The sequence below is a fragment of the Pseudomonas sp. B611 genome (assembly GCF_055407965.1).
The window spans coordinates 178991-197456 of record NZ_JBUZST010000002.1; the positions used below are offsets into that span (position 1 = coordinate 178991).

General features: G+C 61.7%; 21 protein-coding genes. 8 read left to right on the plus strand and 13 right to left on the minus strand.

What is annotated here, in order from left to right:
* Positions 1-61: 61 nt before the first annotated feature.
* A complete protein-coding gene (locus tag ACZRMO_RS05855; RefSeq protein WP_257782906.1) occupies positions 62-583 on the plus strand; it encodes a DUF3617 domain-containing protein in 522 nt (173 codons plus the stop codon).
* Here the strand turns inward: ACZRMO_RS05855 and ACZRMO_RS05860 are convergent.
* Genes ACZRMO_RS05860 through folE2 form a run of 7 tightly spaced genes read right to left on the minus strand, consistent with a single transcriptional unit; the run spans position 580 to position 6199 of the window.
* Positions 580-1917: a dihydroorotase gene (locus ACZRMO_RS05860; RefSeq protein ID WP_463972223.1), complete on the minus strand. Its 1338-nt coding sequence runs from the start codon at positions 1915-1917 to the stop codon at positions 580-582. The two genes, ACZRMO_RS05855 and ACZRMO_RS05860, sit on opposite strands and share 4 nt — an antisense overlap.
* Positions 1918-1920: 3 nt before the next feature.
* The gene (locus ACZRMO_RS05865) at positions 1921-2481 is read right to left on the minus strand and encodes a gamma carbonic anhydrase family protein (RefSeq protein ID WP_348055711.1); all 561 of its coding nucleotides are present in this window, start codon (positions 2479-2481) and stop codon (positions 1921-1923) included.
* Entirely contained in the window at positions 2478-2891 is a 414-nt protein-coding gene (hisI, locus tag ACZRMO_RS05870; protein ID WP_463972224.1) for a phosphoribosyl-AMP cyclohydrolase, read from the minus strand. Before hisI ends, ACZRMO_RS05865 begins: the two co-directional genes overlap by 4 nt.
* Positions 2888-3766, minus strand: coding sequence for a metal ABC transporter substrate-binding protein (locus tag ACZRMO_RS05875; RefSeq protein WP_463972225.1), 879 nt, complete (start codon positions 3764-3766; stop codon positions 2888-2890). The genes hisI and ACZRMO_RS05875 overlap by 4 nt, the downstream gene beginning before the upstream one ends.
* Positions 3767-3777: 11 nt before the next feature.
* Positions 3778-4644, minus strand: a complete 867-nt coding sequence (locus ACZRMO_RS05880; protein ID WP_207040271.1) for a metal ABC transporter permease — start codon at positions 4642-4644, stop codon at positions 3778-3780.
* Positions 4644-5312, minus strand: coding sequence for a metal ABC transporter ATP-binding protein (locus ACZRMO_RS05885; RefSeq protein WP_463972226.1), 669 nt, complete (start codon positions 5310-5312; stop codon positions 4644-4646). Before ACZRMO_RS05885 ends, ACZRMO_RS05880 begins: the two co-directional genes overlap by 1 nt.
* Entirely contained in the window at positions 5309-6199 is an 891-nt protein-coding gene (gene folE2, locus ACZRMO_RS05890; RefSeq protein ID WP_463972227.1) for a GTP cyclohydrolase FolE2, read from the minus strand. The genes ACZRMO_RS05885 and folE2 overlap by 4 nt, the downstream gene beginning before the upstream one ends.
* A 128-nt stretch (positions 6200-6327) precedes the next feature.
* Between folE2 and ACZRMO_RS05895 the strand changes: the two genes are divergently transcribed.
* Positions 6328-7530, plus strand: a complete 1203-nt coding sequence (locus ACZRMO_RS05895) for an N-acetylmuramoyl-L-alanine amidase (protein WP_463972228.1) — start codon at positions 6328-6330, stop codon at positions 7528-7530.
* Here the strand turns inward: ACZRMO_RS05895 and ACZRMO_RS05900 are convergent.
* Positions 7527-7895 carry a glutamine synthetase gene (locus ACZRMO_RS05900; protein WP_463972229.1) on the minus strand — a complete coding sequence of 123 codons (369 nt, stop codon included), beginning with the start codon at positions 7893-7895 and terminating at the stop codon, positions 7527-7529. The genes ACZRMO_RS05895 and ACZRMO_RS05900 overlap by 4 nt on opposite strands.
* Positions 7896-8021: 126 nt before the next feature.
* Between ACZRMO_RS05900 and dksA the strand changes: the two genes are divergently transcribed.
* The 4 genes from dksA to ACZRMO_RS05920 are packed head-to-tail and all read left to right on the plus strand — an operon-like array spanning position 8022 to position 11311.
* The gene (gene dksA / locus ACZRMO_RS05905; RefSeq protein WP_257782897.1) at positions 8022-8426 is read left to right on the plus strand and encodes an RNA polymerase-binding protein DksA; all 405 of its coding nucleotides are present in this window, start codon (positions 8022-8024) and stop codon (positions 8424-8426) included.
* A 25-nt stretch (positions 8427-8451) separates the two neighbouring features.
* The gene (zigA, locus tag ACZRMO_RS05910; protein WP_463972230.1) at positions 8452-9660 is read left to right on the plus strand and encodes a zinc metallochaperone GTPase ZigA; all 1209 of its coding nucleotides are present in this window, start codon (positions 8452-8454) and stop codon (positions 9658-9660) included.
* Complete coding sequence (locus tag ACZRMO_RS05915) at positions 9660-10304, plus strand: DUF1826 domain-containing protein (protein WP_463972231.1); 645 nt, start codon at positions 9660-9662, stop codon at positions 10302-10304. Before zigA ends, ACZRMO_RS05915 begins: the two co-directional genes overlap by 1 nt.
* A gap of 44 nt (positions 10305-10348) precedes the next feature.
* Positions 10349-11311 (plus strand): CobW family GTP-binding protein, encoded by a 963-nt coding sequence (locus ACZRMO_RS05920; RefSeq protein WP_463972232.1) that lies wholly within the window; start codon positions 10349-10351, stop codon positions 11309-11311.
* On the opposite strand, the gene ACZRMO_RS05925 is transcribed toward ACZRMO_RS05920, so the two are convergent.
* Positions 11305-11700, minus strand: coding sequence for a DUF3301 domain-containing protein (locus tag ACZRMO_RS05925; RefSeq protein WP_017737585.1), 396 nt, complete (start codon positions 11698-11700; stop codon positions 11305-11307). The genes ACZRMO_RS05920 and ACZRMO_RS05925 overlap by 7 nt on opposite strands.
* 117 nt (positions 11701-11817) lie before the next feature.
* On the opposite strand from ACZRMO_RS05925, the gene pdxY reads away from it, so the two are divergent.
* Positions 11818-12690, plus strand: coding sequence for a pyridoxal kinase PdxY (gene pdxY / locus ACZRMO_RS05930; RefSeq protein WP_026136886.1), 873 nt, complete (start codon positions 11818-11820; stop codon positions 12688-12690).
* 155 nt (positions 12691-12845) lie between these two features.
* Here pdxY and ACZRMO_RS05935 read toward each other — a convergent pair whose 3' ends face one another.
* Positions 12846-13322: an acyl-CoA thioesterase gene (locus tag ACZRMO_RS05935; RefSeq protein ID WP_017739034.1), complete on the minus strand. Its 477-nt coding sequence runs from the start codon at positions 13320-13322 to the stop codon at positions 12846-12848.
* Between the two features lie 291 nt (positions 13323-13613).
* On the opposite strand from ACZRMO_RS05935, the gene ACZRMO_RS05940 reads away from it, so the two are divergent.
* Entirely contained in the window at positions 13614-15377 is a 1764-nt protein-coding gene (locus ACZRMO_RS05940; RefSeq protein WP_124526986.1) for a cation:proton antiporter, read from the plus strand.
* Between the two features lie 139 nt (positions 15378-15516).
* Here ACZRMO_RS05940 and ACZRMO_RS05945 read toward each other — a convergent pair whose 3' ends face one another.
* The 3 genes from ACZRMO_RS05945 to ACZRMO_RS05955 form a co-directional block, all read right to left on the minus strand.
* A complete protein-coding gene (locus ACZRMO_RS05945) occupies positions 15517-15924 on the minus strand; it encodes an SMI1/KNR4 family protein (RefSeq protein ID WP_017739032.1) in 408 nt (135 codons plus the stop codon).
* Between the two features lie 119 nt (positions 15925-16043).
* Positions 16044-17501, minus strand: a complete 1458-nt coding sequence (locus ACZRMO_RS05950; RefSeq protein WP_463972233.1) for a surface lipoprotein assembly modifier — start codon at positions 17499-17501, stop codon at positions 16044-16046.
* Between the two features lie 134 nt (positions 17502-17635).
* Complete coding sequence (locus ACZRMO_RS05955) at positions 17636-18397, minus strand: Slam-dependent surface lipoprotein (protein ID WP_463972234.1); 762 nt, start codon at positions 18395-18397, stop codon at positions 17636-17638.
* Between the last annotated feature and the right edge of the window lie 69 nt (positions 18398-18466).

Here is an 18466-nt window from a genome sequence, read left to right on the forward strand (position 1 = left end):
TGCCGTGCAACACTGGCGGCTTTGCGGCGTCTAACGCCGACAATTACCCAGGAGTTACCCGATGAATGCACGTCTGCTCTGTTTGGCCATGGTCACTGGTTTGGCGCTGCCCGTAGCAGCACAGGCACAGATGCTGGCGCCGGGCTTGTGGGAATTGACCACCAGCAATATGAAAGTGGATAACCAGGACCTGCCGGACTTGTCGCTGATCCTCGGCCAACTCAAGCAACAGATGACCCCCGAACAGCGCGCCATGCTGGAAAAACAGGGCATCACCATGGCCGGTAAAGGCGTGCAGGTGTGCCTCACCCCAGCGCAGGTCGCCTCTGACTCGATCCCCCTGACCGACCCGCAATCGGGCTGCAAACAGGAAGTGACCGACAAGACCGGCAACCAGTGGAAATTCCGTTTCAGTTGCCCGAAAGCCCAGGGCACTGGTGTGGCCACTTTCCAGAGCCAGAAAGAATTCAGCACCAGTGTCAACGGCACCTTCAATGCCACCGGCATTCAGCAGAAGGGCAGCCTGGACACCCACGCCCAATGGCTGGGCACCGATTGCGGCACGGTCAAACCCCGCGCTTAACGCAGAAAATGCAGGGGCAAGCCCTGGCAACTGTTGACCACCTGGCCGTTGTGCCACGCCAGGTGGCCGGACACCAGGGTGGTGCTGACACTGTGCCGGAAGCTACGCTCGGCAAAGGGCGTCCAGCCGCAGCGGCCGAGGATCGCTTGGCTGCTCACGGGTTTGCCTTCCGGTTCGGGCTGGATCAGCACCAGGTCGGCCCAATAGCCTTCGCGCAAATAGCCGCGATCAGGAATGGCGAACAGGTCCGCCACGCGGTGGCTGGTCTTCGCCACGAGGGTGGTCAGGGGCAAATGCCCATCGGCCACCAACTCCAATAACGCCGGCAGCGCATGCTGCACCAGGGGCAGACCCGACGGCGCCTCACGATATTCCAACTGTTTTTGTGCCCAGGTATGCGGCGCATGGTCAGTGCCGATTACATCCAGACGATCACTCAACAAGGCCAGGCGCAGGGCGTCGCGGTCGGCGCGGGTCTTGATCGCTGGGTTGCATTTGATCTGGTGGCCGAGGCGGTGATAGTCGCGGTCATCGAACAGCAAATGGTGCAGGCAGACCTCGGCGGTAATGCGTTTTTCGGCCAGGGGTTTGTCCTCGAACAGCGCCAGTTCGAGGGCGCTGGTCAAGTGCAGTACGTGCAGGCGGGTGCCGTGGCGTTTGGCCAATTCCACCGCAAAGGAGGACGAGCGATAACACGCCTCGGCATCGCGGATCAGCGGGTGGGCGACGGCGGGGATGTGTTTGCCGAAGCGCTCGCGCAGGCGCAGTTCGTTGGCCTGGATGCTCGGCGTGTGTTCGCAATGGGCCAGCAGGATCGTTGGCACTTCGGCAAACAGCCGCTCCAGGATGCGCGGATCGTCCACCAGCATATTGCCGGTGGAGGCGCCCATGAACACTTTTACCCCGGCCACTTCGCAGGGGTCGAGCGCCGCAACGATGTCGAGGTTGTCGTTGCTCACGCCAAAGTGAAAGCCGTAGTTGGCCACCGAGTGCAGCGCGGCACGGCGCTTTTTATCGGCGAGGGCTTCGAGGTTGAGGGTCGCGGGGTTGGTGTTGGGCATGTCCATGAAACTGGTGATGCCGCCAGCCACCGCCGCGCGGGATTCGCTGTAGAAGCTGCCTTTGTCAGGCGCGCCGGGTTCGCGAAAGTGCACCTGGTCATCGATCATGCCCGGCAGCAACCACTGGCCCTGGGCGTCGATGGCCATGGGCGCGTTGCAGCCTTCGATGCTGCTGGCGATCTTCTCGATGCGGCCATTGGCGACCAGCACATCGGCGTCGAATTCCTGGCCTTCATTCACCAGGCGGGCATTGCGGATCAGCAGGCGGCTCATGGTTCAGAACTCGTTTTGCAGGGCTTTGTAGCCGCGCACCAGGTCGACATTGGTGCGTGCCACGTCTTCGGAAAACTCCGAGGCGCTGATGCTCACCGGCGGGAATTGCGACAGGTCGGTGTTGGGCCCGATGCGGGTGGTGGAGGGTACGTAGAACGCATCCGGCAAGTCGCGGCCGTCCACCACCGAGTTGTGGCGCACCACGCAGCCGTCCCCCACGGCGCAGTTGAACAGCACGCTGTTGAAGCCGATAAACACGCGGTCGCCGACGGTGCAGGGGCCGTGGACGATGGAGCGATGGGCGATGGACGTGAACTCGCCGATGGTCACCGCGGCGCCGGATTTGGAGTGGATGACCACGCCGTCCTGGATATTGGAGTTGGCGCCGATGGTGATCGGGTCCATGGCGCCGCTGGCGTCGACTTCGTCGGCGCGGATCACGGCGTAGGGGCCGACGAAGACGTTCTCGCCGATGATCACCTTGCCGCAGATGATTGCGGTTTTATCGACGTAGGCCGATTCGGCAATCACTGGCAGATCGCCGGAAGGGTTCTTGCGGATCATGCTGAGGCTTCCGTAATGATGTGGACGTGGTCGCCATCGATGGCGTTGTAGAAGCAGGTGGGCCGACCCGTGTGGCAGGCGGGGCCTTGTTGATCGACGATCAACAGCACCGCGTCGCCATCGCAATCCAGGCGGGCTTCCACCAGTTGCTGCCAGTGGCCGGAGCTTTCGCCTTTGCGCCACAGCCGCTGGCGCGAGCGCGACCAGTAGCAAACGTGGCCGGTGGCCAGGGTTTCGTTAAGGGCCTGGCGGTTCATCCAGGCCAGCATCAATACGTCGCCGCTACCGTGCTGCTGGGCGATGGCGGCGATCAGGCCATCGCTGTTCCACGGCAGGGCATCGAGCAGGGGTTCGAGGGGGAAGCGGCTGCCCAGGGCAGCCCCTTCCAGGTCGAGCATGCTCAGGGTCATGGCTTGGCCAGGGCGGCGCACAGGGTGTTGAGGTTGTATTCGAACAACCCGGTAAAGGTGCTGGCCGGGCCTTCGGCGGCGAGGGCGTCGGAGTACAGCGTGCCGCCGATCTGCGCGCCGCTTTCGTCAGCGATCTGCTTGAGCAGGCGCGAATCCTTGATGTTTTCCATGAACACGGCCTTGACCTTGTCTTTGCGGATCTGGGTGATCAGCGCGGCGACTTCGGCGGCTGACGGCTCACGTTCGGTGGACAAACCCTGAGGCGCGAGGAACACGATCCCGTAAGCCTGGCCCAGGTAACCAAAGGCGTCATGGGAGGTGACGATGCGGCGGTTGCCCGGCGGCAACGCGCCGAACTTGGTCTTGGCTTCGGCCAACAGGCGGTAGATTTCCTTCAGGTAGGTTTGGCTGTTGCGCTGGTAGTCGGCTTTGTTGGCCGGGTCGGCGGCGATCAGGGCCTTGGTGATGTTGTTCACATAGATTTCGGCGTTGGCCAGGTTGTGCCAGGCGTGCGGGTCGGGGATGGTTTCGCCGTCCTCGTCCATGGTGTGGGAAATCACGCCTTTGCTGGCGGTCACCACGGTGGCTTTGGTTTCGGTGCTGGTCACCAAACGATCCAGCCACGGCTCGAAGCCCAGGCCATTCTTGATGATGACGCGGGCCTTGAGCAGGGCCTTGGCATCGTCCGGGGTGGGTTCGTAGGTGTGGGCGTCGGCGTCTGGGCCGACCATGTTGCTGATCTGGATGTGCTCGCCACCGATCTGGTGGGTGATGTCATCGAGAATACTGAAGCTGGTGACGACCTGGAGTTTATCGGCCGCCTGGGCCATCGACAGCGGCAGCAGAAGGCTGAACAGCACGAGTAAAGCGCGCATCGGGAAACACCTCATTGGGATGACAGCAAAGGCGGGCGGCGCAGCAAGCCGTGCACCGGACCGAAGACCACGGACAGCAGATACCCGGCGCCCGCCACCAGCACGATGGCCGGGCCGCTGGGCAACGAGTAGTAGAACGACAGCAACAAACCCAGCCATACCGACAGGCATCCCAGCACCGCCGATACCGCGATCAACACCGGCAAGCGCCGGCTCCAGAAACGTGAAGCGATGGCCGGCAACATCATCAAACCCACCACCATCAGCGCGCCGATGGCCTGGAAGCCGATCACCAGGTTCAGCACCACCAGCGTCAGGAACAAGCCGTGGGCGAGTGGGCCGAGGCGGCTGACGGTTTGCAGGAACAGCGGGTCGAGGGTGTCCAGCAGCAGCGGTTTGTAGATCAGCGCCATGGCGAACAGGCTGAACCCGGTGACCCAGAGCATGCCGGTGAGGGTGGTCTCATCCACCGCCAGGGCAGAGCCGAACAGCAGGTGCAGCAGGTCCAGGCGCTTGCCGGCGAGGCCGAGGATCAACACGCCAGCAGCGAGGGAGATGGGGTAGATGGCGGCGAGGCTGGCGTCTTCGCGCAGGCCGGTGCGGCGGGTGATCCACGCGGACAGACCGGCCATGCCCAAGCCAGCGCCGAGACCACCGATCGTCAGCGCGGGCAGGCTGAGGCCGGCGAACCAGAAGCCGAGGGCGGCGCCGGGCAAGATGCCGTGGGCCACGGCGTCGCCGATCAGGCTCATGCGGCGCAGGATCAGGAACACGCCGAGCGGCGCGGTGCTGCATGCGAGGACAAGGCCGCCGATCAGTGCGCGGCGCATGAAGACAAAATCGACGAAGGGCATCCACAGGTGGGCGGCGAAGTGCATCAGGCCACCTGCATTTGCGCTTGGGGGCGGATCAGCTCTTTGCTGTTGCCGAACAGGCAGCCGGTGCTTTTGATCTGTACCACTTGCTGGGTGTGCTGGCGCACCGAGGCCAGATCGTGGCAGACCACGATCAGCGTGCGGCCGGCGTCATGCCAAGCGTGGATATGTTTCCAGCACAGCGCCTGGCCGTCTTCGTCGAGGGCGGCGTGGGGTTCGTCAAGCAGCAGCACCGGTGCTTCGGCCAGGCTCATGCGGGCGAGCAGGGCGCGTTGCAGTTCGCCGCCGGACAAGGCCATCAATGGGCGATGTTGCAGGCCGCTGAGGCACCAGTCTTCCAGCACTGCTTCAAGGCGCTGGCTGCGTTGTTGGGGCGAGAGCTTCGTGCCCCAGAAGCCAGCGGCGACCAACTCTTGCAGGCTGATGGGGAACTGGCGGTCGAGGTGCTGTTGCTGGGGCAGGAACGACAGGCCGCCACGCCGTGGAATGTCCACGCTGACTTTGCCCGCCAGCGGCTTTTGCAGGCCGGCGATGACTTTGAGCAGGCTGCTTTTGCCGGTGCCGTTGGCGCCGATGATGCCGGTGAGGCTGCCTGGTTGTAGCGTGAGGTCCAGGGCGGGTGTCAGCGGTTGGCCCGGGGCGCCCCAGCGTAATGCGGTGCAGGTGATCATTCAGGGTGTCTCGTCCAGCGGCTTTCAGCCACGGCATCGTGCGCGTGCAGGCTTTCGGCGTGGATCACTTTCAAGTGGAAGGCTTTGACGGCATCCGAGCGTTTCAAGGCGAGGTTCAGGCGGCGGGCGGCGTCTTCGCAGAACATCAGGTTCTGCCCGTTGGCCAGGGCGAAGGCTTGTTCGTCCGCGCGTTTTACGGCGGTTTGTACGGCGGTGCCGAGGGCGGCTTCGGCGTGGTCGATCAGGTCTGTGAACGGCAACTGGTTGCCTTGCAGGTGCACGTGTAATTGCGCACTGCTGCGCTGGCTGTGGGGCGTGGCGATGATGCCGCTGGCGCTGCCCAGCCAGTTCAGCACGTCTTCATGCTTGAGTGGCGTGTTGCTGAAGTCGTCGAGAAATTGCTGCTGAATCAACTGCCTGGCGAGGGCGGCGGAGCAAGGGCAGGTTGACGAGTAGGTAACGTCAATTTTTAGTTCCACGTGGAACATCTGGTTTTCCAGGCGCGCTTCGAGGCTCACCGGGTAGGCTTTCCAGCCAGCCAAAGGGCTGATCAACGCCGCGCGTTTGAGCAGCAAGTCGGTGTGGATGCGCAGGTAGGCGTTCTTAGATAAACCTTCATGTGTGTCGAGGAAACGCTGCAGTACATTACGCAGAAGTGCAGGCGTAAGCGGCTGCTGCTCAAGCGCTTCCAGCGCCAGGTACAGGCGCGACATATGGATGCCACGGGCTTCGCCGTCGTCCAGGCTGACACCGGCATCGGCACGGGCGCTGAGGCGTTGGCCGTCGATCAGAATCGGCAGGGCGATGCCGCACATGCCTACCCAGTCGAGTGGCAAGGCTTGGCGTGAAGCCTGCGCGGCGATATCCGGCAGAGTCAGCGCATTCATAAGCAGGTCCATCGTTGGCAATAATTAGACATGTTATAGTATAACAATAGAGTCGACGATGAATATTCTGCTCCTGCCTTTTTTCAGCCCTGTCGAGTACGGACGCTCCTTTATCTGCGGTATTTGTCATGCACAGACGTCAGCTCCTTAACCTGCTCCTGGTCAGTCCACTGTTCACCTTGCCGTTTGCGGCCTACGCCACGCAGATCAGCAATGCGCGCCTGTGGCGCTCGGCGGACAAGCTGCGCTTGGTGTTCGACCTCAGCGGGCCGGTGCAGTACAAGACCTTTTCCCTGACCTCGCCGGAGCGCTTGATCATCGACCTGAGCGGTGCCGGGCTCAGTGGTGATTTTTCGCAGTTGGCCTTGAAGAACAGCGGCATCACGTCGATCCGCTCGGGGCACTTCGGCAAGGCGGACACACGCATCGTGCTGGACCTGGCCGCGCCGATGCAGCTCAACAGCTTTCTATTGCCGCCGCAGGATGGCCAAGGTCATCGCCTGGTGCTGGACTTGACCAGCAGCACCCACGCGCCTCGGCAAATCGCCGCTGAGCCCGCGCCCATCACGGACAAGGTGCATCCCAAGCGCGACATCATCGTGGTGGTCGACCCCGGCCACGGCGGCAAAGACCCAGGCGCCATCGGCTCCAAAGGTCAGCGCGAAAAAGACGTGGTGCTGTCCATCGCCCAGTTGCTGGCCAAGCGTTTGAAGCGTGAGAAGGGCTTTGACGTGAAGCTGGTGCGCAACGACGATTTCTTCGTGCCGCTGCGCAAGCGTGTGGACATTGCCCGTCAGCACAAGGCCGATATGTTTATCTCGGTGCATGCGGATGCCGCGCCACGGCTGACGGCGTCGGGGGCGTCGGTGTATGCGTTGTCGGAAGGGGGCGCGACGTCTGCCACGGCGCGCTTCATGGCGCAGCGTGAGAACGGTGCGGATTTGCTGGGCGCCACCACGCTGCTCAATCTCAAGGACAAGGACCCGATGTTGGCGGGGGTGATTCTGGATATGTCGATGAATGCCACCATCGCCTCCAGCCTGCAACTGGGCAGCTCGATCCTGGGCAGCCTGGAAGGCATCACCACCCTGCATCAGAAGCGCGTGGAACAGGCTGGATTCGCGGTGCTCAAGTCACCGGACGTGCCGTCGATCCTGGTGGAGACCGGGTTTATCTCCAATACCCGCGACGCTGAACGCCTGGTCACGGCGCGGCATCAACAGGCAGTCGCGGATGGTTTGTTCGACGGGTTGAAGAAGTACTTCCAGAAGAACCCACCGATGAACAGCTACATGGCCTGGGTCCAGGAACAGAAGGCCGGTCAGGTCTAGCAGCCGGTAATCCGGCTGCAGGTGAACTTGGCGCTGGAGCCACCGGAGCTGGAAAACCGGTTGATCGTGGTCCAGCCCACACGCCGCGTGTAGCCCACCCACGCCTCACCGTCCGAGGCCAACCCGGTAAAGAACGTCAGTTGCCCATAACGGCTGTTGGTCTGTGCCCAGCGGCGTTTGCCGATCACCTCGAAACCGCGCAAATACGTGGTGCTGCCGACGGTCGCCACGCTGTAGGCGTTGCCTTGCGGGTCCACGCAGGCCAGCAGGTTGGCGCTGCGCGTGCACGTCGCCAGCAGGCTCGGCACTTGGGCGCAGGCCGGGCCTGCCACGGCCAATAACAGGGCGCACGCCAGGTATTTCATAGGGTTTCTCAGGGCTGGAAAGTGCTCAAGCATTGCGCCCTTCGTCGCGGGGAGCAAGGGGGATTGGCTTATTTGTATTGTTATACTATAACATAAAAGCACAGCCTGATCCGTGAACCGCTCCCCATGACTAGACAAGACCTGCTGGCCCAACCGCCCGCCGACTACATGAACGAAGCCCAGCAGGGCTTCTTCCGTGAACTGTTGCTGGCCCAGCGCAATGAGCTGCAAGCGCGTATCGACGCCGAGTTCCAGTTGCTGCGCGAGCAGGAACCCAACAGCGACCCCGCCGATGTGGGCAGCGCTGAAGAACAACGGCAATGGCAACTGCGCCTGCTGGAGCGCGAAAAGAAGCTGCTGGACAAGATTGACGACGCCTTCGAACTGCTCGCCCGTGGTGAATACGGCTGGTGCCGTGAAACCGGCGAGCCCATCGGCCTACAGCGTTTATTGCTACGTCCTACCGCCACCCTGTGTATCGAAGCCAAAGAACGTGAAGAGCTGCGCGAACGCCATAAACGGGCGATTTGACCGGCCACCTGATGAGGAATACCTGATGCCCAATCGTCTCCCCGTTACTGTGTTGTCCGGTTTTCTCGGCGCCGGTAAAAGCACGCTGCTCAATTACGTTCTGCGCAACCGCGAAAACCTGCGGGTGGCGGTGATCGTCAACGACATGAGCGAAATCAACATCGACGGCAGCGAGGTCCAGCGTGACGTCACCCTCAACCGCGCCGAAGAAAAGCTGGTGGAGATGAGTAACGGCTGCATCTGCTGCACCTTGCGTGAAGACTTGCTGCTGGAAGTGGGAAAACTCGCCAAGGAAGGTCGTTTCGATTACCTGCTGATCGAGTCCACCGGCATTTCCGAACCGCTGCCCGTGGCAGAAACCTTCACCTTTCGCGATGAAAACGAACAAAGCCTGGCCGACATCGCCCGCCTGGACACCATGGTCACGGTGGTCGATGGCATGAACTTCCTGCTCGACTACCAGGCCGCCGAAAGCCTTGCCTCACGCGGCGAAACCCTCGGCGAAGAGGACGAGCGCTCGATCACCGACCTGCTGATCGAACAGATCGAATTCGCCGACGTGATCCTGATCAGCAAGATCGACCTGATCAGCAGCCGCGAACGCGAAGAGCTGATGGCGATCCTGGAACGCCTCAACGCCCAGGCCGAAATCATCCCGATGGTCATGGGCGAAGTGCCGCTGCACAAGATCCTCAACACCGGCCGTTTCGACTTCGAACGTGCGGCCCAGGCCCCGGGCTGGTTGCAGGAATTGCGCGGCGAACATGTGCCGGAAACCGAAGAATACGGCATCGCGTCCACCGCTTACCGCGCGCGCCGGCCGTTCCATCCACAGCGCTTTTTCGATTTTATCGACCGCCCTTGGGTCAACGGCAAACTGCTGCGCTCCAAGGGCTTTTTCTGGCTGGCCAGCAAGCACCAGGATGCCGGCAGCTGGTCCCAGGCCGGTGGCCTGATGCGCCATGGTTTTGCCGGACGCTGGTGGCGCTTCGTGCCCAAAAGCCAGTGGCCACAGGACGAAGAAAATGTCGCGGCGATCATGGGCAACTGGCAACTCAGCACCGGCGACTGCCGCCAGGAACTGGTGTTTATCGGGCAGAACATCGACTTCGCCGCCATGCGCGCCGAACTGGACGCCTGCCTGCTCAACGATGAAGAAATGGTCCTGGGCGTCGAAGGTTGGCGCTTACTGGCCGACCCTTTTGGCCCTTGGTATGAGGAGGCAGCCGCCTGATGCTCGCCCCGGTAATCCCCCTGCGTCCCGTGATTCGCCAGACCCGCGGCGAAACCCCGCTGGCCCTGTCCGACATCCTCGAAGACGGCGTGAACCTGGCGCTGTGGCAGCGCCAGTTGCCCCTGCACATCGCCGAGTTCGGCGCCTTGCTGGTGTCCCTCAACGAACCGTTGGCCGATTCGATGGTGATCGAGCTCGACAGCGAGGATGCCATGCCGAACTTGCAGGACCTGGCGTCCAGTTGTCGTGATCTTGAAGGCTACGAGGGCTTTATCGCCGATGTCTCGTGGCTGGTCAGCGCGTTTGCCTGCCTGCTGGGCGCCAAGCGCATTGGCGTGCGCCTGCGCCTGTTGGACAAGGCCATGTGCCCGCGTTTTCACGTCGATCATGTGCCGGTTCGGCTGATCACCACCTACGCGGGGATTGGCAGCCAATGGTTGCGTGAAGGGGTGATGGACCGCCGCCAGTTGAGCCAGGCAGACGCCGAACCCAGCGAGCGCATCGAGCAGATCCACTGCGGCGAAGTCGCGCTGCTCAAGGGCACCAAATGGCACGGTAACGAAGGCCATGGCCTGATCCACCGTTCGCCCGCGTTAAAAACGGACGAGCGCCGCTTGATCCTGACGCTGGATTGGCTCGCATAACCGCGTAGGATCAAACCCTCTACACGGCCTGAACGATGCGTTCCATGTTGCAGAACATTCCCACCCACGTGATTGCCGGTCCTCTGGGCGCCGGCAAGACCAGCCTGATCAAGCACCTGCTCGCCCAACGTCCGGCCAACGAGCGTTGGGCCGTGTTGATCAACGAGTTTGGGCAGATTGGCCTGGACGCAGCGCTGCTGACCCTGGATGACGACGGCATTGCCCTCGGCGAAGTAGCCGGCGGCTGTTTGTGCTGTGTGAATGGAGCACCGTTCCAGGTCGGTCTGGGCCGCTTGCTGCGTAAGGCCAAGCCGGATCGGCTGTTTATCGAACCGTCGGGGCTGGGCCATCCCGCGCAGTTGCTCAAGCAACTCAAGGCGGCGCCTTGGCAGGACGTGCTGGCGGTTCAGCCGTGCGTGCTCGTATTGGATGCGCAGGCCCTGGCGGCTGGCAAGCCCTTGCTGCAGGCGCAGCAAGAAGCGCTGGCCGGTGCGGGGTTGTTGGTGTTGAACAAGGATGAAGGGCTGGACGCCGCACAGCGCCAGGCTGTCGAACGGCAATTGCCTGATTGCCCGCATTACTGGACGCGTCAGGCGCAGTTGCCTCTGGCGCAGCTGCCAGGCCTGAATGCGAAGGCGGGCAGCGCTGTGGATAACTTTGCAGTGCCCAAAGGGCTGGCGCAAATGCCGGCGATCTGGAGCGATCCTGCGCTGCCAATCTGCCTCAGCCAAGCGCAGGAGGGTGGTTGGAGCATCGGCTGGCGCTGGCATCCGAGCCAGCAATTCGACACTCAGCGCTTGCAACAGTGGTTGGAAAACCTTGAGTGGCGCCGCGCCAAACTGGTTATCCACAGCGGCGAAGGCTGGACCAGCGCCAACGCGGTGGATAACAGCCCACTCACCTGGCAACCCAGCGAATGGCGTCGCGATTCACGTATCGAATTGATCTTCAGCGCGCCACAGGACGTGGCAGTGCTACAGGCCGCGCTGGCCGCCTGTCGTCAGTGACGGTTCTTGCTGGCGTGGTCCTGGCGCCATTGGCTGAGCTCGATCACGTCGGCGCTGGGCAGCGGCGTCTTGATCTCGAACGGGTAGGGCGCCAGTTCGATCTGCGCGCTGTGGGCGCCGAATTGGGTGATGGTCCCCGGATGACGGCTTTCGCCGGTCACGGTGAATTCGAAATTGTAGATGCGTGCCAGGCGCCGGCGGCCCTTGGCATCCTTCACAAACCCGATGCGCTTGAGCGCCACGGCGCCGTCGAGCAGTTCGATGTCGAGCTTGGCGCAATGCTGCTTGACCCGCTCCAGCGCGCGCTCGCGCAGGCCGTGGTTGTGCCACACCCAGGCAGCGCCGGTCGCCAGCAGCATCAACACGAAGATATTTCCCAGGGTCAGCATGCGAAAAACTCCAACAAAGTGAGAGCAGCTTAACTGTGTCGCCGGTCTGTCGTACAGGCTGCGTTTAGTCGCATACTGCGCGGCCAGAATTTCAACGGCTTTACGGAAATCCCCTGCATGAAACGCACACCTCATCTGCTTGCGATCCAGTCTCATGTGGTCTTTGGCCACGCCGGAAACAGCGCCGCCGTGTTCCCCATGCAGCGCGTCGGGGTGAACGTCTGGCCGCTGAACACGGTGCAGTTCTCCAACCACACCCAGTATGGCCAGTGGGCCGGCGAAGTGTTGGCGCCGCAGCAAATTCCGGCGCTGGTGGAAGGCATTGCGGCGATTGGCGAGTTGGGCAACTGCGATGCGGTGCTGTCCGGCTACCTGGGCAGTGCCGACCAGGGCCGCGCGATTCTGACCGGTGTGGCGCGCATCAAGGCCATCAATCCCAAGGCCCTGTACCTGTGCGACCCGGTCATGGGCCACCCGGAAAAAGGCTGCATCGTGCCTCAGGAAGTCAGTGATTTCCTGCTGGACGAAGCGGCGGCCATGGCGGACTTCCTGTGCCCCAACCAACTGGAACTGGACAGCTTTGCCGGGCGCAAGCCGCAGTCGCTGTTCGATTGCCTGGCCATGGCCAAGGCCTTGCTGGCACGCGGGCCGAAGGCGGTACTGGTTAAACACTTGGATTATCCGGGCAAGTTGCCGGAAGGGTTCGAGATGCTGCTGGTGACTCACGACGGCAGCTGGCACCTGCGCCGGCCATTGCTGGCGTTTCCGCGTCAGCCGGTGGGCGTGGGCGACCTGACGTCGGGGTTGTTCCTGGCGCGGGTGTTGCTGGGCGATAGCCTGGTGGCGGCCTTCGAGTTCACCGCGGCGGCGGTGCATGAAGTGCTGCTGGAAACCCAGGCGTGTGCGAGTTATGAGCTGGAGTTGGTGCGGGCGCAGGATCGTATTGCGCATCCGCGGGTGCGTTTTGAAGCCACGCCGATAGGCCTGTAACTACACAAAACCCAATGTGGGAGCTGGCTTGTGTGGGAGCGGGCTTGCTCGCGAATACGGTGGTTCAGTTGAAACATCTTTGACTGACACACCGCTTTCGCGAGCAAGCCCGCTCCCACATTTGACCCGGTTTACACCCTGGGATTGTCAGCGCTTCAGCCTTTGATTTCCTGATACCGCTTTTCCAGCTCCTGGCGAATCTGCCGGCGCTGTTGCGCCTGCACGAAGCGGCGCTTGTCTTCGCTGTTGTGCGGCTGCAACGGCGGCACGGCGGCCGGCTTGCGTTGGTCGTCCACGGCCACCATGGTGAAGAAGCAGCTGTTGGTATGACGCACCGAGCGTTCGCGGATGTTTTCGGTGACCACCTTGATCCCCACCTCCATCGAGGTGTTGCCGGTGTAGTTGACCGACGCGAGGAAGGTCACCAGCTCACCGACATGGATCGGCTCGCGAAAAATCACTTGGTCTACGGACAAGGTCACTACGTAGCGGCCGGCATAACGGCTCGCACAGGCGTAGGCCACTTCGTCGAGGTACTTGAGCAGGGTGCCGCCGTGGACATTGCCAGAGAAGTTGGCCATATCAGGGGTCATCAGCACCGTCATCGACAGTTGGGCGTTTCCGGGTTCCATAGCACACTCACGGGTTGTAGGCATTGGTTGGGGGGCACCTCTGCGGGTGCTGGAATCTTTGCAGCGCCATCCATAACGGGACGCAGGTGGGCGGCTTGCCGTCACGCCTGGGCCGATCTGTTTCCATATATTGCACCGGCTTTCTGCCGGAAGTCGCGGTGTTAACCTGCAAAAGCCCGTCTCAGGGCATTTCTTACGATTTAGGCAGACTTTTCCTTCCGCTCTTTGCGACTTTCCAAAGGCGCGTACGGAAGTGGGAAAAGCGCCGGTACCTTCAAGGAGCCCCTCGCCATGCACGCCATCAGCTTTATCCAGGACCTGGCCGTGATCATGCTGGTTGCAGGGGTGGTCACCATCCTGTTTCACCGCCTCAAGCAGCCGGTGGTGCTGGGCTATATCGTCGCCGGCTTTATCATCGGCCCCCACACTCCGCCATTCGGCCTGATCCACGACGAAGACACCATCAAGACCCTCGCCGAGCTGGGGGTGATCTTCCTGATGTTCTGCCTGGGCCTGGAGTTCAGCCTGCGCAAGCTGTTCAAGGTCGGCGCCACGGCGTTTATCGCGGCGTTCCTGGAGATCATCCTGATGATCTGGATCGGCTACGAGATCGGCCAGTGGTTCGACTGGAACACCATGGACTCGCTGTTCCTCGGCGCGATCCTGGCGATCTCTTCCACCACCATCATCGTCAAGGCGCTCAATGACCTGAAGATGAAAAACCAGCGCTTCGCCCAACTGATTTTCGGTGTGCTGATCGTCGAAGACATCCTCGGCATCGGCATTATCGCCTTGCTGTCGAGCATCGCCGTCAGTGGCACGGTCAGCTCCGGCGAGGTGTTTTCCACGGTCGGCAAGCTCTCGCTGTTCATGATCGTCGCGCTGGTTATCGGCATTTTGCTGGTGCCGCGCTTGCTGGCCTACGTGGCCAAGTTCGAAAGCAACGAGATGCTGCTGATCACCGTGCTCGGCCTGTGTTTCGGCTTCTGCCTGCTGGTGGTCAAGCTGGAATACAGCATGGTGCTGGGCGCGTTCCTGATTGGCGCGATCATGGCCGAATCCCGCCAGTTGATTAAGATCGAGCGCTTGATCGAGCCGGTTCGCGACATGTTCAGTGCGATCTTCTTTGTGGCGATCGGCTTGATGATCGACCCGCAGATCCTCCTGCAATACGCCTGGCCGATTGCGGTGATCACGGTGGCGGTGGTGCTGGGCAAGATGTTGTCCTGCGGCCTTGGCGCATTTATCGCCGGCAATGATGGCCGCACCTCACTGCGGGTGGGCATGGGGCTGTCACAGATTGGTGAGTTTTCCTTCATCATCGCGGCGCTGGGGATGACGCTGCAGGTGACCAGTGACTTCCTGTACCCGGTGGCAGTGGCCGTTTCGGCGATCACTACGCTGCTCACGCCCTACCTGATTCGCGGCGCCGACCCACTGTCGTTGAAGATTGCGGCGGTGATGCCCAAACGCATGAGCCGAGTGTTTGGCATGTATGGCGAATGGCTGCGCAGCATTCAGCCCCAGGGCGAGGGCGCGATGCTGGCGTCGATGATCCGCAAGATCATCCTGCAAGTGGGGGTGAACCTGGCGCTGGTGGTGGCGATCTTCTTTACCGGCAGCTTTTTTGCAAAGCGCATCGGTGGTTACCTGGAAGGCTGGATCAGTGACCCAAGCTGGCAAAAGGCGTTGATCTGGGGCGGGGCGTTGCTGTTGTCGCTGCCGTTCTTGATTGCGGCGTATCGCAAGCTCAAGGCGCTGTCGATGCTGCTGGCGGAGATGAGCGTGAAACCGGAAATGGCCGGGCGCCATACCCAGCGCGTGCGGCGGGTGATCGCCGAGCTGATCCCGATCCTGTCGCTGCTGGTGATCTTCCTGCTATTGGCAGCCTTGTCGGCCAGTATTCTGCCGACCAACAAGTTGCTGGTGCTGATCGCCGTGGTCACGGCGGCGGTGGCGGCCGTGCTCTGGCGCTGGTTCATCCGCGTGCATACGCGGATGCAGGTCGCCTTGTTGGAGACGCTGGATAACCATAAGGATACGGCGGAGCACTAGCCTGTGGCGAGGGAGCTTGCTCCCGCTGGAGTGCGCAGCACTCCCATGCAGGCGCTGGGTTCTTTCAGTATGATCTCGGTCGCTTGTATTGGGGCTGCTGCGCAGCCCAGCGGGAGCAAGCTCCCTCGCCACACAGGACTCAGCTTTCCAGCCAGACGTCCCGCGCCCAGTGCCACACCGATTCCCAGGTTTCTTCGGTGACCAGCTCTTCTTCGCCGGACCACAGCACCACGGTGCCGTCTTCTTCGACGCAGTAGTAGTCGTCGCCGTCCTGGCAGATCGGGATCATGCTGCGATCAACGCCGGCATCCCAGGCGTTGGCGGCCACGTCCGGCAGGTAGGTGTGGGACTGCGGGTCGGTGACGGTCACCGGCTCCAGGCTGCCGTAGACCACGTCGCTGACGGTCAGCAGGAACTCACGGAAGACAAACGGGATGTCGATGAACAGTTGTTCTTCGATTTCCACCAGTTGGTCTTCGTCAGGCAGCTCCAGAGGAACCGGGACCGGTTCGTTGGCTTCACGCAATTGTTCGATGATTTCTTCCACGGCCGGGATCCTCTTGCTGATGGCGCGGTTTATAGGGGCGTTTTATACAGTAGCTCGCTATAAGTGCAACCGTGAAATAGATATCTCAGCGCAAGCACAATCCCTGTGACAGCGGCGGACTAGAACTGTTTCTCCAGTTTTAGGCTGATGCTGTTTTTGTCGTAGGAATAAATCCAGTCGATATTGCTCTGCACCTTGTTGTATTTGACCGTAAGGCTGGGCACCACGTCGTACACCGCCAGCCGTGGCGCACGCAGGATGAAGGTGTAGCCTTGCTCATCCTCATTGCGTCGGCCATCGACGATTGCGCTGTAGGCATCGTATTGGCGCTTGCGGTACGAGGCGAACAGCACGGCGCTCACGCCGATGTCGAAGTCCTTGGCGACGCCCAGGCGCACACCTTTTTGCAGGTACGCGGCGACGCGGTCCCGGGCGTTGCGTTCGGTGATATCGACGCCGCCGAACAGCGTCCATTGCCGGGGCAATACTTGCCACAGGGTGGCGTAGACCGAGCTGATACCGCCGTCGAGGTTGCTGTTGATCTGGTGTTTGTACGTCATGTCCTTGTACTCGCCTTCGAGCTTGAACATGCGCGTGGCCGACAGCGTGTGAATCCACTCGCCGCGCAGGCCCCAGGCGCTGTACATGGCGTTGTCGCCAATGGTGTTGAACTCGTAGGACGGCCCGAAGGCGTACTGGTTACGCGCGTCGTGGTAGCTGTAGCCGGCGTTGTTGATCACGGTGGCTTCGTTGTACTTGCTCTCTTTTTCGTACGCTTGGCCGTACAACAATGAACGCACGAACAGCCCGTGATGGCCGCTGATGGCGATGCGTTTGTTGAGCGTGGCTTCGTAATCCTGGCCGTGGGCCGACACGGCCTTGGGCAGGGTTTGCTTGACCACGTAGGTTTCTTCAGCGGTCTGGTAGCGGTAAGTCACGCTGCCTTCGGAGGACTGGTTGAGGTTATCGCTCCAGGTCGGGCCGATGGCGAACGAGCCTTGCCAGTCTTCGCGATGGTCGAGGGCCTGGATAAAGCTGTCGACGGTCTTGCCCAGGCCCATGGCCTGGGCGTCCGACGGGCTGAGGCTGCTGCTGATCTGTGCGAACACGGCCTTGGAGTCGCGGTCCTTGCGGTTCTCGAACTGCACCCGCGCCAGTTCCAGGCGCCCGGGCAGGAAGTCGGGCTGGATGGCCAGCAGGTCCTGGTAATAACGTTCGGCGCTGTCCAGGTCGCCATCGGCACGGGCCAAGCCGCCGTTGGCGTAGGCGGTGAGCATCGGGTCGTGGCCGGGCAGGGCGGTGTAGCGCTTGAGGTAGTTACGGGCGTTTGGCCATTGCTGACGCTCGACACTCAGGTACACCGCGCGGCCCAACTCGTCGAGGTTGTTACCGACGGTGTAGGTCTGGCCGTCGATGGTCAGCGACGGCGCGGCACCGTCACCTGGCAGTTCATCCTTGAGCAACTCGCGCTCTTGCTTGTTGGCGCGGTACTCGATGCTCTGGTTCAGACGCAGGCTGGTGTCCTGGTCGGCGGCGAACACCGTCGGGGCCGTGAACAGCAGCAGGGAAAAGGGCAAAACATGAAACGTGAGGGATCGCTTGCAGTAGGGCTGGGGCATTACCGGGCTCTCGGGATCGCTTCAAAACGCCAAAAGCAAGTGCCTGGAGGCCAGGCACTTGCTTCGTGGTGCTACGTCAGTTCAAGCCGCTGTTACTTGGCTACGCCGCCGAAAGCGGTGTCGTAGTCGCGGTTGGTGAACTTGGCGATACCGGCCAGCGACGCGGTAGAGCCTGCGCCGAAGAAGCTGCCTTGGGTGGTACCGGCTGCCAGTACGGCGCTGGTGGTCGGGTTCTGGGCAATGGCGCTGCCGCTGAAGCCTGCGGTCGCGGTGTTGATGTTGGCCGAAATCCCGACTTTCAGCGCGGCGTTGGTCAGCGAACCGGTCAAGGTTGGCGAGGCGGTGCCGAAGGTGGCGGTCAGGTCGCCGGACAGCAGGTTAGCCCCGGAGTAGTTGTTGATGCCCTGTACCGCGTAGGTCACGCTGGTGGTTGGCAGCACACGACCGGTGGTGTCGCCGGAGTAGTACACGACGCGAGTCGGGTCGTTGTTGGTACCGTTCTGCGACCACTCGCCGTAGTACACCTGCTGGCTGGCGACTTGTTTGAAGTCGAAGTTGCCCAGTGCAGAGTGGGAGGCTGGCATCATGGCCGGGGTGATGGTGGTGACACCGTTGGCGTCAGTTGGGACCATGCCTTTAAGGCCGGCAAACGTCACTTTTGCACCGTTGTAGAAGGCTTTTACGCCCACGGCGGGTTGGCCTGCGGCACCTGGGTGATTGGTGGTGCCGGTGCCGCTGGAGCCATCGACAACGATAGTGCCATCGTAACTTTGGCCGGAAGAAGTATCTGCTTGAGCAACGCCAGCCAAACCAAGAAGAGCCACTGCCAGTACGGTGTAGTTAAAAGTTTTCATTTCATTTTCCATTGAGTGAAGTTAATTAAGTCAACACGTAGAGCATTTGCCAATTTCTTCTTTAGCCTC

Excerpts from the sequence above, each read along its gene's own strand:
- ACZRMO_RS05855 (WP_257782906.1), top strand. The coding sequence starts at position 62 with ATGAATGCACGTCTGCTCTGTTTGGCCATGGTCACTGGTTTGGCGCTG.
- ACZRMO_RS05860 (WP_463972223.1), bottom strand. The coding sequence starts at position 1,917 with ATGAGCCGCCTGCTGATCCGCAATGCCCGCCTGGTGAATGAAGGCCAG.
- ACZRMO_RS05865 (WP_348055711.1), bottom strand. The coding sequence starts at position 2,481 with ATGATCCGCAAGAACCCTTCCGGCGATCTGCCAGTGATTGCCGAATCG.
- hisI (WP_463972224.1), bottom strand. The coding sequence starts at position 2,891 with ATGACCCTGAGCATGCTCGACCTGGAAGGGGCTGCCCTGGGCAGCCGC.
- ACZRMO_RS05875 (WP_463972225.1), bottom strand. The coding sequence starts at position 3,766 with ATGCGCGCTTTACTCGTGCTGTTCAGCCTTCTGCTGCCGCTGTCGATG.
- ACZRMO_RS05880 (WP_207040271.1), bottom strand. The coding sequence starts at position 4,644 with ATGCACTTCGCCGCCCACCTGTGGATGCCCTTCGTCGATTTTGTCTTC.
- ACZRMO_RS05885 (WP_463972226.1), bottom strand. The coding sequence starts at position 5,312 with ATGATCACCTGCACCGCATTACGCTGGGGCGCCCCGGGCCAACCGCTG.
- folE2 (WP_463972227.1), bottom strand. The coding sequence starts at position 6,199 with ATGAATGCGCTGACTCTGCCGGATATCGCCGCGCAGGCTTCACGCCAA.
- ACZRMO_RS05895 (WP_463972228.1), top strand. The coding sequence starts at position 6,328 with ATGCACAGACGTCAGCTCCTTAACCTGCTCCTGGTCAGTCCACTGTTC.
- ACZRMO_RS05900 (WP_463972229.1), bottom strand. The coding sequence starts at position 7,895 with ATGAAATACCTGGCGTGCGCCCTGTTATTGGCCGTGGCAGGCCCGGCC.
- dksA (WP_257782897.1), top strand. The coding sequence starts at position 8,022 with ATGACTAGACAAGACCTGCTGGCCCAACCGCCCGCCGACTACATGAAC.
- zigA (WP_463972230.1), top strand. The coding sequence starts at position 8,452 with ATGCCCAATCGTCTCCCCGTTACTGTGTTGTCCGGTTTTCTCGGCGCC.
- ACZRMO_RS05915 (WP_463972231.1), top strand. The coding sequence starts at position 9,660 with ATGCTCGCCCCGGTAATCCCCCTGCGTCCCGTGATTCGCCAGACCCGC.
- ACZRMO_RS05920 (WP_463972232.1), top strand. The coding sequence starts at position 10,349 with ATGTTGCAGAACATTCCCACCCACGTGATTGCCGGTCCTCTGGGCGCC.
- ACZRMO_RS05925 (WP_017737585.1), bottom strand. The coding sequence starts at position 11,700 with ATGCTGACCCTGGGAAATATCTTCGTGTTGATGCTGCTGGCGACCGGC.
- pdxY (WP_026136886.1), top strand. The coding sequence starts at position 11,818 with ATGAAACGCACACCTCATCTGCTTGCGATCCAGTCTCATGTGGTCTTT.
- ACZRMO_RS05935 (WP_017739034.1), bottom strand. The coding sequence starts at position 13,322 with ATGGAACCCGGAAACGCCCAACTGTCGATGACGGTGCTGATGACCCCT.
- ACZRMO_RS05940 (WP_124526986.1), top strand. The coding sequence starts at position 13,614 with ATGCACGCCATCAGCTTTATCCAGGACCTGGCCGTGATCATGCTGGTT.
- ACZRMO_RS05955 (WP_463972234.1), bottom strand. The coding sequence starts at position 18,397 with ATGAAAACTTTTAACTACACCGTACTGGCAGTGGCTCTTCTTGGTTTG.